This is a genomic window from Oceanisphaera sp. W20_SRM_FM3 (assembly GCF_052119705.1).
In the GTDB taxonomy this organism is placed as follows: Bacteria; Pseudomonadota; Gammaproteobacteria; order Enterobacterales; family Aeromonadaceae; genus Oceanimonas.
In genome coordinates this window covers 34,253-50,386 of sequence record NZ_JBGQOP010000006.1, presented here as the reverse complement: position 1 = coordinate 50,386, position 16,134 = coordinate 34,253, and the positions used below count along the sequence as shown (strand labels likewise).

The window sequence follows — 16,134 nt, the reverse complement described above, 5'->3', positions numbered from 1 at the left end:
CAACGCTACTCAGCGCGGCTTAAGTCCATGGCTTGCTCGGGTGGAATACGAGCAAAGCTGACCGGCAGTTGGCGCAGGCTATCTTTGCCGCGCACGGTTAAGTCAGACATAAATTTAAATTGTTGCCGCGGATCCATGGGGTAGGCCTTAATCCGATAATGAGTCCCCCAAGGTTGCTCGGCGGCCAACACCAATACCGGCTTAGTGAGTTTCAGATAAGGGCTAGATAAGGCTACGTCTTCCAATGCCCGACACACGTCACCGGCATTATGATCTGGCGCCAAATAAAAGTTCACCACGCACATTAAGCTGGCACCGCCATTATTTGCGTTGTGGATCAGGCCATCCCAGATCTTAAGATGCGGAATAAATATCACAGTATCATTGGGCGTGACTATTTCTACCACGCGCATGCCAATGCGCTTCACTTCGCCATATTGGCCTTCTACTTCAATCCAATCACCTGGTCGATAAGGCGTCTCATAGGCGGCCACTAGCCCTGCAATAATACTGCTCGCGTAATCTTTAAGGGCAAAGCCAAGGGCAAGACCTGTGACGCTTAAAATGGCGATGGTGTTCTGGACCGTGAGTTCAAAAAACAAGGGCACCAACCAAAAAATCACACCCAGCACAATCACCACGCGTATGGTCGGCACCAATGCCAGTACCCACAAGCGGCGCTTACTGTGAAGGCGGTTCGCCAGCCACGGCAGTACTCGCTGCGTGAGCCAAACCAGTGCGATGGCCAGCACTACCACCAGCCCCGCCTCAATTAACTCGGCGCTGCTAATGTCTCTAAATAAACCAACAAGTCGTTTTGAGTCCATCGGCATTTCCTATTTCGGCACTGCTATTAAAAAGACCTTGTGCAACACAAGCCGTTAAAAATCATCCAGTAGGTAATCTCGCCCCGCTAAAAACTCACGCACAACGCCGTAGGCGATGGCAGTGACTCGCCAGTGCTCAGACTCATAGATAATGATGCCTAGCTCAACCAATCGTAACAACTGCATCTTAAGCTCAGTGCCACTGACGTTAGATAACACAGCTTGTAGCTCAGCGCCGCTTAAGCCTCTGTGCAATAACAGTGTATAGAGAATAAAGGCCGTAGTGTCGTTAGCCGCGACTGGCAGACTCGGCACCGTCTGCTGCTGTAAGTATTTACACCGCCATAACGCCCATGCCACTCCGAGATTACCTCTTGCCTCGCCGCTTAAGTGCGCCAATTGTCGATGGGAGCCTGTAATGCCCACTTGTTGCAATAACGACGTCGAGGTAGGGGCAAGACAATGGCTGCTGGGCATTGTTAACGGCCAATCTCGCCGTAAAAAAGCAAACGCCCAGCTGTCACACACCACAAGCCCGGCGCCAAACTCTCCCGCCAGTACCCGAGCTCGCCAAACACGAATAAAAGCGAGGCCTTGTGGGGTACGCAAAAAATAACGCGCTAAATCATCAATTAACCAAGCCGTGCCCTGATAAGCTTGCTGTTGCCACCAAGTGTCCACCGCACATTGAGTAATTTGATCGGCCGTTGGCGGGCTTAACAACACTCGCCCCTGTTGCCAGGCCCAACTTCGTGCCATGGCAGCCGTGCCACTAAAAGGCGGGTCCACTAAAAAGTGCACCTCAGAATGCACCTGCTCCTGTTTAGCTAAATAACTCGCGAAAGCGCTTTGCGCCGCCAGAGAACTCACATCCGGAATTTCTGTGATGTCTTGTAGATCTTGGGCACTAAATTCATGCTGTTGCTTTACACCTAAGGTTTGTAGCCAGCGACGCCACAGTAACTGCAGCCATGTGACTGGTGCGGGCGTGGGGCATGTATACTTTTCAGTTTCCAGCAGTTGCCAGTGATTTTTATCCGTCATTATCCCTCCCCTAGCCTAGCGTAAGTCTAGTTACTCAATCATCTCCTTTACCATCCACAGCACAAGACTCATTCAAGTGAGTTTTAAGAGTATGGCAACCGCTATGATATGTAGGAGTATGGTCAGCCAGAGCAGGGTTTTGAAGGGTTGTTTTTGTGTTTTGTGATGCAATCTAGCTTGAGCAAATAAGGCGCCCGGCCAGCCGCCGAGCAGCGCCAACCAATGCAAGGTGTGTTCGGGTGTGCGTCTACGTTCAAGGCGCGCCGCCCGTTTATCCTTGGCATACATGACATAGGTCACCGCACTTAACAGCAAGATCCCGCTTAAGTAGCTGGCCATAAAACCAAAGAAATGCGCATTAAAGTAGCCGAAGGATAACCAAGCCAGCAGCGTAAATACCGCTACCAGCAATACATAAAAAAGCGAAAAATATTGAGTTGCTTTCATGATAACCTTTGATTTCAGTCTGTCATTAAAACAGTAAAAGTAAAAAACCTCTGCGCAGTCAACCCACAATGAGACTAATCTGTAATACGTTAGATTTATTAACCACCCCAAAAAAGAGTACAAATCAGCTGCTTGCGCCGGTCAATAATGCTCAGCCTCAATTCTATTACTGCGCCTGATTGAATAAAAACACGGCGCTAAGACAGTATTATTTTTTAGACATTGTTAGCACAAGGTTATTAAACATTGAATGTATGAAAAGCGGAAGCCGTTTAGGATTGGCATGGGGAGCTGTCTTTCATGCTTATTGTTGTAAAACAGGCAAGGCCCATTTTTTACAGGCTAATAAATAACCCAGCATGGCGGTGCGCCCTGCTTGTGTCATGACCCAAGGACGGTTAGAAAAAGGAGGCTGATAACGCACCGGCTGCAGATGGCCGCATTTAAGCTCGGCCACCCAAGGCTGTTCTTGATCTTGCTGAACGCATTCATCTTGTTGAAGCAAAGCGGCTTCTCGAAACCCCACGATCGGTTGTTTCATCAGCCAACGATTTAAATACCTAAGCTGTGCGGCAAACAACTTATGAATGGTGCTTAAAATTCACTCAACATGCTTTCTTGGTAATCGGCAATATTAAGCGTGACCTGATATTTTTCCGCCAAGCCCTCAAGCTCTGCTTGTTTAAGCGCCAATTCTTCCATAATGATAATATTGTCATCTAGCTGCCAAAGTTGGCGAGACCCCGCATAACTAAATTGCAGCGCTTGCATGGCATTAATATTACCCTGCTTGGCAGCCGCTTCTATTTTGCGCATCTTACGGGTAATTTTATTGAGCGAGCGCTTTAGCTCCCACACATACAGCACTTCAGCTAGGTAGCTATGGTGGCGATAATGACTCAAGCAAAAGCCCACTATGGCCGCCGCCACTAACACGCCGAGGGCATTCCAATGAAAATGGCTGCCGCTGGCATCGGGAAATAAGGCGATCAATATCTGAGAAAGCAGTAAACTCAGCGCGGCTAATGCCACGCCACTGCTAATAAATACCTGATTAAGACGGCGACGATAACGCGCTTTATCAATGTTTGTAAGTGTCATAAGTGGCTTATTATCAATAAAATAAGCGCTATTGTACCTTAATGGGTAAGGTTCCACTATGTGTTCTGCCCCACCGCTTAAGTGAGCATCCGCTATGGTTTTAGATACAAAGGTCTTAAATACAACGGTCTTAGAAAAAGTCACCCTGTTTGTCGACGTACAAAATGTGTATTACACCTGTCGTCAATCCTTTGGCCAACAATTTGATTACACCGCCTTCTGGGCACGAGTCACGGCAGGCCGCCAGGTGGTAGCCGCCTATGCCTATGCCATTGACCGAGGAGATGAAAAACAGCGTCAATTTCAGCACCGACTACAGACCCTAGGCTTTACCCTACGACTCAAGCCCTTTATTCAACGCATAGATGGTACAGCCAAAGGCGATTGGGATGTGGGCATTACTATTGACATGTTGGAGTCAGCCGCACAGGCCGACACCTTAGTGCTCGTCTCCGGGGACGGTGATTTTGCGATATTGGCCGAGCACTTGCGCCACCATTACGGTAAACGCGTAGCAGTCTATGGCATACCCGCTCTCACTGCCAAAGCCTTGATGGATGCCGCCGATTGCTTTATTCCCATTGATGGATCGCTGCTACTGGCGTCCAGATAAATAATACGGCCTAACCGACTGCAGTTGCGTGCTTTTTATAACCAAGGGCTTTAAGAGCATTTCGCCACGGAAGAACGCGGAAAAATAGTGACCAAATCTGAAAGTGACGATTAATGGTCAGAGCCAACACCGGCCTCGTCAGAAAGCAATTTCTAACCATTAAATATTTTTAGCCCTGTCACTCGTCGATCTTATCCGATCTTAATTTTTCCCTGAGTTCCGTGTTCTTCCGTGGCAAAGCTAGTATTTCTCTGTTCTTGAACTACAGCCACAAAAAAACCGCCCGAAGGCGGTTTTTTTAGTTTCAATCGCGATTATGCGCGGATGAAATCTAAGTGAGTCAGTTTAGGTTTGAAGGGATGACGCTGAACGTCTTTAACCTTTACTTTCACGTCTTTGCCGTCGATAACCAAAGTCAGCACTTCGCTGTAGAAGCTGTCATCAGCTTGCGCAAGAATGAGTTTCTTATGGTTTAATGCAATGGCGATTGGCGCAAGGTCTGCACCGTAAACAATGGCAGGAGTTTTATCTTCATGACGCAGGCGGCGGCTCGCACCTTTCCCCAGGTCTGAACGAACTTCTGCTTCAAATGTGAATGACATAATTTTCTCTCTATAAGGTTAGTGGCAAACGTTGCGACCGACATTCGCCTGTAAAATGCGCACGGATAGTAACATGCACCTATGCGCACCACAACACAAAGCAGGCTAAAGCCTATCGCTGTAAGTTTTACGCATTACGAAAAATATAAACACCGTCTTTATGTAGGGGAAAATTTATTCGGCCCGGTCTGATATTTTTGTTTTGCTTAGTGCTCGGGGCTCTATTTTTTGCCTCACCCCGTACGTTCGTGGTTCGAAGGCGTGGTCTTTTCTTTGACGTACAGCGTATGGCGTGCAGCTTTGTTCTCGCTTTACAAGCCATTAATCTGCTGCAGGATACGTTTCTCCGAAATCGGATAGGCGGTGCCTAAGGTCTGGGCAAACAAAGAGACCCGTAACTCTTCAATCATCCAGCGAATGGCGGCAACGTCTGGGCTCAACGGCTTACCTTTAGGCTGTTTGTTTAATAACGCCTGATAAGCCTGTTGCACTTGGCTAATTTTCAACAGTTGTAATCGGTCCCGTTGCGGATCGACGGGCAGTTTATCGAGGCGGCGCGACAAGGCTTCTAGATAGCGATTGATGTCGTTTAGCCGCTCACCGCTGGTTGCAGTCACAAAGCCTTTAAAGATCAAGCCGTTAAGCTGCGCTTGAATATCGGCCATGGCCATGGCTTGCGATAAGTCAATTTTGCCCTTTAGGCGTTTTTTCACTTCATGAGCACGGCTCAAGACTTCTTCCACCTGTAAGGCGATGGCTGCCACCGTCTGATTGAGCTCGCCGCCCACCTTATCTTTCAGCTGTGCAAATTGTGCAGGGCTCCAAGCCGGTGCTTGATAGCGGCGCATTAAGTCTTCCACGCCGGCCCGAATACAATCATCCACTAAGTCCAGCACGCGACCATAAGGATTAAAATACAGGCCGAGCTTGGCTTTATTGGGCAGCTTTTCATGTAGATATTTAATCGGTGACGGTAACTGCAGTAATAATAACCGGCTTTGGCCCTGCCACATGGTTTGCGCTTGGCTGACTTCATCTTCACACAAGGTCAGTGCCACGCTGTCGCCGTTATCCGCCAAGGCTGGATAGGCTTTTACCGCAAACCCAGCTCGCTTGGCCTCGTGAACTTTAGGTATTTCCCGCTCGGGGAACTGTTGCAGATCAGTTTGTTCGAAACGCTCATCATCCACCGCTTGGGTCAGTGCGGTTTGCACTTGGCCTTGCAGTGATAATTTAATGGCATCTAAGTCTCTTCCTGAGGCTAACACGCCGCCTTTGGCATCTTGTATACAAAAGCGCATCCGCAAATGGACGGCCAAGGCCGACCAGTCCCATTGCTCGCGCGGCACCGTCACGCCGGTCATGCGCCGTAAGTGCTTTTCTACTTGATCCAGTAATTCGCCTTCGTGCGGCATGGCCGCCAACAGCGCCTCGGCATAGTTGGGCGCCGGCACAAAATGCTTACGCATGGGTTTTGGCAACGACTTAATCAGGCCTATCAACAATTCACGGCGTAAGCCCGGCACTTGCCAAGCAAACGGCTCGGCCACCACTTGGTTTAATAACGGCAAGGGAATATTCACCGTTACGCCATCATCTTCAAGACCAGGCTCAAAGTGATATTCCAGTGCCAAGGTCACGCCATTTTGCTGCCAGCTATCCGGATAATCGGCGGCAGATATCTGATTGGCGCCGTCGTTAAGCAGCATCTGTTCGGTGAAGTGCAGTAACTCAGGCTGACTCTTTTGCAGCGGTTGCCACCACTTATCAAAGTGGCGAATGGAGACGATGTCGGCGGGCAATTTTTGGTCGTAAAAATGAAACAAGGTTTCATCGTCGATCACCACATCGCGGCGGCGGGATTTGTGCTCTAGCGTTTCCACTTGGTCGAGCAGCGCTTGATTATGATGAAAAAATTCATGGCGCGTGTGCAGCTCACCTTCCACAAGCGCATGGCGAATAAACAGCTCGCGGCACAAACTCGGGTCCACATGGCTGTAGTTCACCGAACGGCGCACCACCACCGGCAACCCAAACAGGCTTTGGCTTAAATAGCCCATCACGGCACCCTGCTTTTTTGACCAATAAGGCTCGCTGTAGCTGGACTTAATCAGGTGTGCCGCCTGACGCTCTAGCCATTCGGGTTCAATTTTGGCGGCGGTGCGTCCGTATAAGCGGTGGGTTTCGGTCAATTCGGCCACCATCAGCCAACGCGGCGGCTTTTTCGCCAGCTTGGAGTTGGGCGCCAACACGAAGCGGGCGTTACGCGCGCCCAGCAATTCTTTTTTATCGCCATCACGCATGCCCACTTGGCTGAGCATGCCGCTCAGCAGCGCCTGATGCAGGCTATCGCCCTTGGCCGGCTCGCTATTAATAGCAAAGCCTAATTCGCGCACCACCAGCCGCAACTGACTGTAAATATCTTGCCACTCGCGCAGCCGCAGGTAGTTTAAAAACTCCTTCTGGCACTGCTTGCGAAACTGATTATTACTAAGCTCAGTTTGCTGCTCTTTTAAGTATTGCCACAGATTAATGTAAGCCATGAAGTCAGAGTCATTATCGGCAAAACGATTATGCTGCTCGGCGGCGGCTTGCTGCTTGTCTTGCGGACGCTCACGGGGGTCTTGAATACTGAGCGCGGCCACTATCACCATCACCTCGGTCACACAGCCCAGATCGCGGGCCGCCAACACCATACGCGCCAATCGGGGGTCTACGGGCAAGCGCGCCAAGTCTCGGCCTAACGGGGTAAGCATGAGATCGGCTTGGTCTGGCACTACCGCCCCCAGCTCTTCTAACAGTCGAATGCCGTCATTGATGTGTTTGCGATCCGGCGCCTCCACAAACGGGAAAGCGCCAATGTCACCTAAACCTAACGCCAACATCTGCACTATCACAGACGCCAAGTTAGTGCGTAAAATTTCTGGATCGGTAAATTCGGGCCTATTATTAAAGTCGTCCTCGGCATAAAGGCGAATACAAATCCCCGCCTCTACACGGCCACAGCGACCCATACGCTGATTAGCACTGGCTTGGGAGATAGGCTCAATCGGCAAACGCTGCACCTTAGTGCGATACGAATAGCGGCTGATGCGCGCCGTGCCCGGATCGATGACATAGCGAATGCCGGGTACGGTCAGTGAGGTTTCGGCCACGTTGGTAGCCAGCACGATGCGCCGGCCGGTGTGCGACTCAAAAATCTTATTCTGTTCGGCATTAGACAGCCGTGAATAAAGCGGCACCACTTCGGTATGGCGCAACTCCAGCTTTTTCAAGGCGGCGGCGGTGTCGCGTATTTCGCGCTCACCGTTCATAAAGATCAAAATATCGCCATTGCCCGCTTGGCTCAGCTCTGTCACCGCATCAAAAATGCCCTGCTGCTGATCACGGTCTTGATCGCCTTCCAGTAGCGGGCGATAGCGCAGCTCCACCGGATAGGTACGCCCCGAGACGCTGATAATGGGGGCATCATTAAAGTGGGTGGAGAAACGCTCAGGGTCTATGGTGGCCGAGGTGATAATGACTTTTAAATCGGGGCGTTTTGGCAGTAGCTGCTTTAAATAGCCCATGATGAAGTCAATGTTCAAACTGCGCTCGTGGGCCTCATCAATAATAATGCAGTCATATTGGCGCAATTGGCGGTCTTGCTGGATTTCTGCCAGCAACATGCCGTCTGTCATCAACTTCACTTGGGTTTGCGCGCTAATACTGTCATTAAAGCGGATTTTATAACCCACTCGTTGACCCAGCTCGCATTGCAGCTCTTGGGCAAGGCGTGCCGCCACGCTGCGTGCCGCCAAACGTCGAGGTTGGGTATGGCCGATAGTGCCATCTATCCCTAAACCTAACTCCAAGCACATCTTAGGGATCTGCGTGGTTTTACCTGAGCCAGTTTCACCGGCGATGATCACCACTTGATGATTGGCGATGGTGCGTTTGATCAGCTCGCGTTGTTCGCTCACCGGCAATTGAGCCGGATAATGAATGGTTTGGCTTAACAATGCCTGCCGGCGGGCACGCTCATTGCAAGAGGTCATAATGTCGGCCGCTATTTTTTGCAGGGCCGCGGCGTGTTTTGCCGCCGGCAATTTTGCCAGCCCGCGTAATCGCCGCCCCAGCCGCCCACGCTCGGCGCCCCGACATTCTGTTAATTTTGCTTGCCACTGCTCCACCGACTGAGTCAACGCCCATTTCCTCTTAGGATCAAAAACTGGCGCGCAGTGTAGCAGAAAAGCCTTATTTTGGGATCTCCCCTATTAGCCTATTAGCCTATTAGCCTATTAGCCTATTAGCCTATTAGCCAAGTAGCCAAGTGGCCAAGTGGCTATTCAACAACCCGTACCTATTCCACAACCAGACAAGCGCTGGGGTACTTGTCCGCGTTACATATCAGATTAGACACTCGAGGTAACTCAATTACGCAGCCTTCACCATTAAATTGAGCTACAGCCTATTTGTCAGGTTTTGACGCCACTAAGCAGGTCAATTAACAATTACTGCTCATTTTATCACCCCAAAAGCTGACTCAACAACCAAGTCTCGACCAAGTCGGCCGTATAGAGCACTCACAATAGTGACCGGCTTAAAAATAACACTTTCAACACCAAGTAATTACCTCGCACACAAAGACAACATAAACGTTTGATTTTACTTAACTTAAATATACCACCACTCCTTTAGCGCCATATAAAAAACGTAATAAACCTCGAACACAACAAGCATTACTTATAAAAATAGAGCCTAGAGGCAATATCTCATCAATTCCACCCATAAATACAATTTAGCGTTTGAAAAGCCAACGAAAGAGGCGTATATTAGATTCACAGTCAATCAACGAGGAGGGTAAAAAAATGAAAGAGTTAATTATCACCATCATTTTTACAGTCGGCGCTGCGTTAGTCGCTATTTCTGCTCCTTCCTTGGCACAGATGTAATTGAGCCCAGGAAGACGGATCTGTAACAACATAGCAAATAGTAAAAATTGAAAAAAATAATAAAAAAGCACAGTGATAAAGTGTAGAAATACACATGTAACATCTTCACGACAAAAAGGCGCCTAAGGGCGCCTTTTTGGTTTACGTTATTAGCGCTCGCGGATATCCCATCAGCGAGCGGTTGCCGTGACGGCGCAGGCTGCCTTAGTTAGGCGCCACGCTTAAGTTACTGCCAGAGCCAATCAAACGCACGCGCTGGCCGGGTTGCCAAGTCCGGTCCGCCTTTTGCACCACGATTAGGTTTTCACCGCTGTCGGTGCGCACTTCTATTTCAAAGGCTTTCACTTGACTCAGTTTGTCTTCGGCACGTGAACCGACCATAGAGCCGCCTATCGCACCCACGGCCGTGGCTAACGCTTGACCAGCACCACCGCCTACTTGATGCCCTAGAATACCGCCTATGGCACCCCCGCCTAAAGTACCAATTAGATTCGGACTTTCATCGCCCGCTTGAATGAGCACCGGACGCACAGAGGTTACAGTGGCATAGGTCACAGTTTGTGCTTGTTTTGCAGCACGGCTGCCGTACACATCACCAGAATATACATCTGGATTAGCACAACCGGCCAAGCCAAGTGCGCCAGCCAGTGCTAACGCTGAATACGCTTTAAGTTTCATACTGAGCCCTCCAAGAAGGCGATGGGAGTAACAAGACATTCATAATACCTAACATACGCTTCACAAACAAAAATGCATACAGTGAACATAGTCCACTGTATGCATTGAACGCTAAAACAGAGTAAGTCGGGTGCAAGCTAGAATAACTAAATGGTGGTACCCACCGGCTTATCAGCTAAGATACGCATTAATAACAGCCACAGTGCCCAGCCGCTCACCAGCAAGATCACAAACAAGAATAAACCAGACTGAAATTTCTCCAGCATAATGCCGGCTATCATGGGCCCCGTTAAGGAGCCGATGCTGTAGGTAAACATCAGCTTTTGCGCCATTTTCACCAGCGCTCGCCCCTGCATCTTGCCGCAGGCATAAGACATGGTAGTGGGATAAAGCGTAAAGCCGCCTGCCCCCAACAAGGCGAACGCCAATAACAGTGCGCCTTTACCATCAAACTCCCACAACACCACGCAGCCCACCGCTATCATGGCAGTTTGCACCGCCATCATAGTGCGTTTTCCGATTTGGTCGGCCAAGCGGCCATTGGGCAGTTGAAACGCCATACCGCACAAAATAAGCCACGCCATGTAGAGGCCTACTTCGTCACCCAGCGCCAGCTGCTCCAACTGAATTGGCATGAGTGACGAAAGCGTGCCCAGCAGCATGCCCGCCACTAAGCACCCCACTAAGCCTAAGGCACGTTCGGCACGCGGCGGCGTGCTTGCGGCAAGCTCGCCGGTTGTTGATGCTTGTAAATCGGGCTTTATCGCCCAGCGTAACGGCACCATAGACAATAAGCACAAGCCGGCAGCAATGAAGAAGCCGATAGAGCCTGAAACGGGTATCCAGTCGATAAACAGCTGGCTAATGCCATAGCTAAAATAATAAATCAGCATATAGCGCGCCATGGCTGAAGAGCGTTTATGTAAAGGTGAAACACCCAGCACCCAGCTTTCTACTGCCACAAAGCCGATGGCCGCCGCCATGCCTGCCAGCATGCGCAGCACTAACCAAACAGGCAGCAAGGCTGTCCAGGTTAACGCCACCGCCGCCAGTGTTAACACTAGGCAGCACGCCAGCAGTGCTCGCACATGGCCGAGGCGTTGAATAAAGTGATCGGCAAAAAAACTTGCGCCCAGCATGCCTAAATAAAAAGCCGAACCTACCAAGCCAATTTGCGACGCCGGCGCGCCTTGGGCACTTAAATACACCGCCACTAAGGTCAACAAGAAAGCGTTGCCTAAAGTAAGCAAGATGAGGTGTAAATAAAGTGGGATTAATCGCATGGCGCCTCCGAATTTCGAGGCGCGCATGTTAGGAGTGTTACAGCTCAAGTACAACGAGAGAAATTAACTCAGTTGATGAGTTTTTTTGCAGTTTAAAAAATGTTAATTCGGCTCAGCTTGTTAACTGGCTAATAATGCCCTGCCCCAAGGTCAGTGCGCCTACGATTAACAAACTAGCAACCGCTAGCACAGGTGCCGAGGTGGCTTCTTTTCTAAATACAGGCCACAGCCAGACTAAAGCGCCCAGTAACACGGCTGTACATACTTGGCTAAACACCAAGACTAAGCTATCCAGATTAACGGCCTCGCCCGCCCACGCAGCTTGCCCTAACAACATCAAGATAAAGAGCAAGGCACAGCTCACGCCAACCAACGGTAATAACAGGTTAAACGCTTGCAATCTGTGCTTGGCGCGCACCATGATCAGCTGACCAAAAACGCAGCCACCGGCACCCAGCATAAAAAGACCGGCGGGCCCAACACGGATTAAGATCCACCCGCCTAATCCTGCCGCCAATATCAAAGCCGGTAGCTGCCAACTCAGACTTAGGCTGCGCTTGCCTGCAAGTCGCGCCTGATATACCAGCACGCCTATCCCCAGCGCCAGCGTCAGCCCGCCCCACCACAGCATAAGAGGTGGCGCTTGGGCTTCAACCGCCAACATCAAACTTAAGCCCAATACCGCCCATACCGACATTAAACCGTCGCTGATGCGCCGACGCTGGCCTGGACACAAGTCGCCTTTTGCTAATACCAAAATCAAAACCAATAAGGCACCGATGGCAGTGAGCGCCAAGGGCGCAAATAAGCGCGCGGCTAAAGGTTCTGTCATAACGTCTCCAAGATAAAAAATTGATTAAGTCACGCGGCAGTGGCCCACGGCCGTAAATGAGAAATGAATACCTTAAAGGGATGCTTCTCTTTAGCCGATGGCTTACCGTTTCAAGCATATGGCTGCCCGAAGGGTTCAGCGTTGACGACGAGAATTGGCCACCATGCGCGCAAACATGCGGCGAATTTCAATAGGCACCTTGTTTACACCTTGTAACTCTATGGCTTCGACCACAGATAAGGCCATGCCAGGCTTAGTACGTCGGCTGAGTGCGCGTTCGATAATGCGACCTGTAGGGGTGTGTTTATCATATATTTGCGCCTCTTGACGAAAAATCGCCTCCAAACCGTTATTAAACAAATAATGCTCTATGTCGACGCTGGGTAACACAGTCAACCTGTCTTCTTCACGCTCATCACGCAACTGACTACGCACCCCTTGGGCATATTTTTGCCCCGCTTCGTCACCGTCGGTCAACAAATGCCAGCCAATGCCAAAGTCACGGGCCACCTTAATCAGTGGGCTGTAACCGCATTGGGCAAATTCTATGATGCGGATGCCTTCCGCAGGCAACACATAACCACAAATGCGCGCTAACTCATTGAGTAACCAAATTTCGGTTTCCCCTTCCACCAGCAACCAATAGCGAGCAAATAAAGACATGGGTCTGTTAATGCGCACATGAAAGGCGATGCGGCGCATGTCTTCGCCATTGTATTTTTCATTACCAATTTGAAAGCTTTTGGTTTCATCTATATAGCGCACTAAACGGCGCAAATGGTGTAGCGGAAACGCCGACAACAAATCGCCAGAGTTAGTCGTAACCAACTTCTGCCCCGGAAAGCGATCCAACATGCCCCAAGTAACCGCCAACATGGTGGGATGCAAGCGACTTTCGGGATCTTCAATTAACAACAAGGGCCGCGCACCTACCTCGATAGGCCGCCCGCCTCGCGCTTGTAATATGGTGTGCGCCACCGCCGCCAGTGCCAGCGAAAGACCGCTGTCTTCGCCTTTGGGATGCCAACTATTCAATTTACCCAATTGGCTTAAGTTAACCGGGTGAATAGCGATGTCTCGCGCCCGACGCGGCGCCCGACTGGTGGCGCCTTGGGGCGTAAAATAGTGTTCTAATAATTGGCGCACCGCATCTAAGCCGGCCTTAATGTCCGCTTTCGTCAGCTCATCCTCGACGGCGAGCTGTTCACTGAGCTCGGTTAACAGCAGATCATAATCGCCATTTAAATTCACTATGGGTAAGTCTTGGGGAATGCCGCGCGAGTCACGCAAGCGAAACACCGGATTCATTTCAATTAATTGATGCACTAACAAAAGTGCTTGTTCACATTCGAGATCACCACCCACGCCATTTAAAAAGCCGTGATCGCTAACAATCCCAGCGTCCGTACGCTTTGCCCGCGCCCGATAGTGAATACGATGAAAACCGTCTTTATGCTTCACCCAAGCCGGCGCCAAGCGAGTCAGCCGTGAGGAGTGCTCACTGATACCAGGGCGGTACTCACGATAGGTGAGCGTTATCGATAACTCATTAATGGGCTCCTCGGATTCATGGCGGTAAAAGTCATCTTCTTCAAACTGATAACAACAACCACCTTGGCCCATTAAGCGAAACAAGGCGCGAAACAAACTGGTTTTTCCCCAGGCATTTTCGCCCATCAGTGCCGTACTCTGATTAAGCATCAGCGACAACTGATTAAGACCCATGAAATTGCGGATCTGGATATGCTCAAGATACATACTCGGCCCTTAATAAATGGCGCACATCAGGCCCCTTCTTATATAAGGTAAGTCGTGCTGAATGTCGGCTTCTGTGAAAACTAAGAGCGTGAAAAGAATTAGTTACGATAAAGCACTTTGATCAAATGATAACCAAAGCGGCTTTTTACCGGCCCCTGAATAGCTAATTCAGGGCCACTGAACACGGCTTTATCTACCGAGCCCACTAAATCGCCTTTCTTCACCTCGCCTAAGTCGCCGCCTCGCTTGCCAGACGGACAAGTAGAATGCTTCTTGGCCAATTGATGAAAATCGGCTCCTTTACTTAATTTCAGTTTCAGTGCAGCACATTCAGCTTCAGTATCCACCAAAATATGCACGGCGCAGGCACGCTTAGCCATAAAAAATCCACATCCTAAGAATAGGCCTGCAGTGTGCCAAAAATCGTCTTAACAGGGAAGCACGGCACTCAGCTTGGCCGCTAAGCTATTAAATAAAAATCCCTCGAAAATCGAGGGATGAGGTGAAAATGTTTGACGTCTATTGTCCGAACGTCACGGCGCGCAATAGCGGCTGTAATTACGCCACGGCTAAGGCCACGGTTTCGGCGTCGGTTTGCACCAACTCATCGTGCAAAGACACCACGGCTTGCTCGTAATATTCATCATCAACGATAAATTGCATTTCTACGGCGCGCAGCGACTGATGCACGGCGCGAACCGGCACGTGGGCTTTATTTAATGCCGCCACTGAGCGGGCCAGAAGTCCGGGAATACTCATGTCGCTGCCTACGGCGGATACCACAGATACCTTGTGAGTATTTATATCGGCATGCTCGAAGCGACGCTGCAATGCGCTGACTAAGGTGCGCACCGTCTTGCGGTTACCAGAAATATAATAGGTCAGCGTATTGGCATTCATGTCTTTAGACACTAGGTTCAAGCGCATGCTGTCCAGCTCATCGGTAAAGCATTCGGCATAATGGGAAACACGCCCCACCATATCTTGATCAAACAATTCGACGGCAAAGATATTACGGCGTCCGGCCACCATCTCCACACAGGGCGACGGGCTACGATAATCTGTGGTGATCAAGGTGCCTTCGTGATCCGGCTCAAAGGTGTTGCGCACGCGCAATGGAATGTCTTGTTGGCGCAAACCCTTCGCCGCCTGCGGATGAATCGCTTCCATGCCTAAGTTAGACAGCTGATCGGTCACATCATAGTTAGTGCGACCAATGGGGATCACTTTATCTTCACCGGCTAAACGGGGGTCGGCGCTGCTTAAATGAAATTCTTTATGAATAATGGCTTCACGCGCCCCACTCAATACCGCTAAGCGACTAAAGGTCATCTCGCTGTAACCTCGGTCAAAACGATTCATCAAGCCTTCTTTACAATGGGCGTAACCGGTCGCGACCGGTAGCTGGGTATTTAAGTCAAATCGCGCCAGCGTTTGGGTTAAAACCTCATCAAGCGGCAAGGACTCATCACTGCGCCAACCTGTTAAGTCCATTAACACCGCATTCACGCCACTTTGGCGTAAATACAACACCATGTTGTGGGCACTGTGTGCCTCACCCATGGCGGCCAATAATTCACGAATAGTCTGTAATTGCTCGGCTAACTGAAACTGCCCAAAGGCGCAGACTTGACGTAAATGATGCAAGCAATCACGAATGCCTATGATGCGTTCTTGTAAAAACGAGTCTGCCAAGGCGCGCTCAGGTGTGTGCCCAAACATGTCTTCATTAATTTTTGCCATGCGATTAAGCACGTTATCCAACGCTTGCTCCCAAGCACTGTCGTCTTCTGCATCTGCATAGGTGGCATACACGCCGGGCGCGCCGGTGCGCTTGCACTCCAGCAGGCCATCAGTCACGCCGCCAAACGCCGACACCACTAACAGGCGCTGGTAATATTGTTCTGGGGTACGATTATGCAAAATGATGTTATCGCGTACCGCCTGATACTGGCTCATGGAGGTACCGCCAATCTTTTCTACTGTGTGAGACACATTATTCCCTTAATCTTATT

At 50.1% G+C, this 16,134-nt stretch carries 14 protein-coding genes; 1 reads left to right on the top strand and 13 read right to left on the bottom strand.

Annotated elements, in window-relative coordinates:
• Positions 1-5: 5 nt before the first annotated feature.
• The 5 genes from ACEN2G_RS05075 to ACEN2G_RS05055 form a co-directional block, all read right to left on the bottom strand.
• Positions 6-827, bottom strand: coding sequence for a mechanosensitive ion channel family protein (locus ACEN2G_RS05075; RefSeq protein WP_442020389.1), 822 nt, complete (start codon positions 825-827; stop codon positions 6-8).
• A gap of 54 nt (positions 828-881) precedes the next feature.
• Complete coding sequence (locus tag ACEN2G_RS05070) at positions 882-1,871, bottom strand: hypothetical protein (protein ID WP_442020388.1); 990 nt, start codon at positions 1,869-1,871, stop codon at positions 882-884.
• A 72-nt stretch (positions 1,872-1,943) separates the two neighbouring features.
• Positions 1,944-2,318, bottom strand: a complete 375-nt coding sequence (locus ACEN2G_RS05065) for a DUF1294 domain-containing protein (protein WP_442020387.1) — start codon at positions 2,316-2,318, stop codon at positions 1,944-1,946.
• 304 nt (positions 2,319-2,622) lie between these two features.
• Positions 2,623-2,859, bottom strand: a complete 237-nt coding sequence (locus ACEN2G_RS05060; RefSeq protein ID WP_442020386.1) for a DUF3565 domain-containing protein — start codon at positions 2,857-2,859, stop codon at positions 2,623-2,625.
• A 53-nt stretch (positions 2,860-2,912) separates the two neighbouring features.
• Positions 2,913-3,419, bottom strand: a complete 507-nt coding sequence (locus tag ACEN2G_RS05055) for a DUF3087 family protein (protein ID WP_442020385.1) — start codon at positions 3,417-3,419, stop codon at positions 2,913-2,915.
• Positions 3,420-3,513: 94 nt separating this feature from the next.
• Between ACEN2G_RS05055 and ACEN2G_RS05050 the strand changes: the two genes are divergently transcribed.
• Positions 3,514-4,032: a LabA-like NYN domain-containing protein gene (locus ACEN2G_RS05050; RefSeq protein ID WP_442020384.1), complete on the top strand. Its 519-nt coding sequence runs from the start codon at positions 3,514-3,516 to the stop codon at positions 4,030-4,032.
• A gap of 314 nt (positions 4,033-4,346) precedes the next feature.
• Here ACEN2G_RS05050 and rplY read toward each other — a convergent pair whose 3' ends face one another.
• The 8 genes from rplY to ACEN2G_RS05010 all read right to left on the bottom strand — a co-directional run bounded on the left by rplY (position 4,347) and on the right by ACEN2G_RS05010 (position 16,114).
• Positions 4,347-4,634, bottom strand: a complete 288-nt coding sequence (gene rplY, locus ACEN2G_RS05045) for a 50S ribosomal protein L25 (protein WP_442020383.1) — start codon at positions 4,632-4,634, stop codon at positions 4,347-4,349.
• 311 nt (positions 4,635-4,945) lie between these two features.
• The gene (hrpA, locus tag ACEN2G_RS05040; protein ID WP_442020382.1) at positions 4,946-8,818 is read right to left on the bottom strand and encodes an ATP-dependent RNA helicase HrpA; all 3,873 of its coding nucleotides are present in this window, start codon (positions 8,816-8,818) and stop codon (positions 4,946-4,948) included.
• A gap of 954 nt (positions 8,819-9,772) precedes the next feature.
• The gene (locus tag ACEN2G_RS05035) at positions 9,773-10,246 is read right to left on the bottom strand and encodes a glycine zipper 2TM domain-containing protein (protein ID WP_442020381.1); all 474 of its coding nucleotides are present in this window, start codon (positions 10,244-10,246) and stop codon (positions 9,773-9,775) included.
• A gap of 146 nt (positions 10,247-10,392) precedes the next feature.
• A complete protein-coding gene (locus tag ACEN2G_RS05030) occupies positions 10,393-11,529 on the bottom strand; it encodes an MFS transporter (protein WP_442020380.1) in 1,137 nt (378 codons plus the stop codon).
• Between the two features lie 112 nt (positions 11,530-11,641).
• On the bottom strand, positions 11,642-12,361 hold the full coding sequence (locus ACEN2G_RS05025) for a hypothetical protein (protein WP_442020379.1): 720 nt from the start codon (positions 12,359-12,361) through the stop codon (positions 11,642-11,644).
• 135 nt (positions 12,362-12,496) lie between these two features.
• On the bottom strand, positions 12,497-14,119 hold the full coding sequence (locus ACEN2G_RS05020) for a DUF2813 domain-containing protein (RefSeq protein ID WP_442020378.1): 1,623 nt from the start codon (positions 14,117-14,119) through the stop codon (positions 12,497-12,499).
• A 98-nt stretch (positions 14,120-14,217) separates the two neighbouring features.
• Positions 14,218-14,499 (bottom strand): peptidylprolyl isomerase, encoded by a 282-nt coding sequence (locus tag ACEN2G_RS05015; protein ID WP_442020377.1) that lies wholly within the window; start codon positions 14,497-14,499, stop codon positions 14,218-14,220.
• Between the two features lie 178 nt (positions 14,500-14,677).
• Positions 14,678-16,114 carry an aspartate kinase gene (locus tag ACEN2G_RS05010; RefSeq protein ID WP_442020376.1) on the bottom strand — a complete coding sequence of 479 codons (1,437 nt, stop codon included), beginning with the start codon at positions 16,112-16,114 and terminating at the stop codon, positions 14,678-14,680.
• Positions 16,115-16,134: the final 20 nt, after the last annotated feature.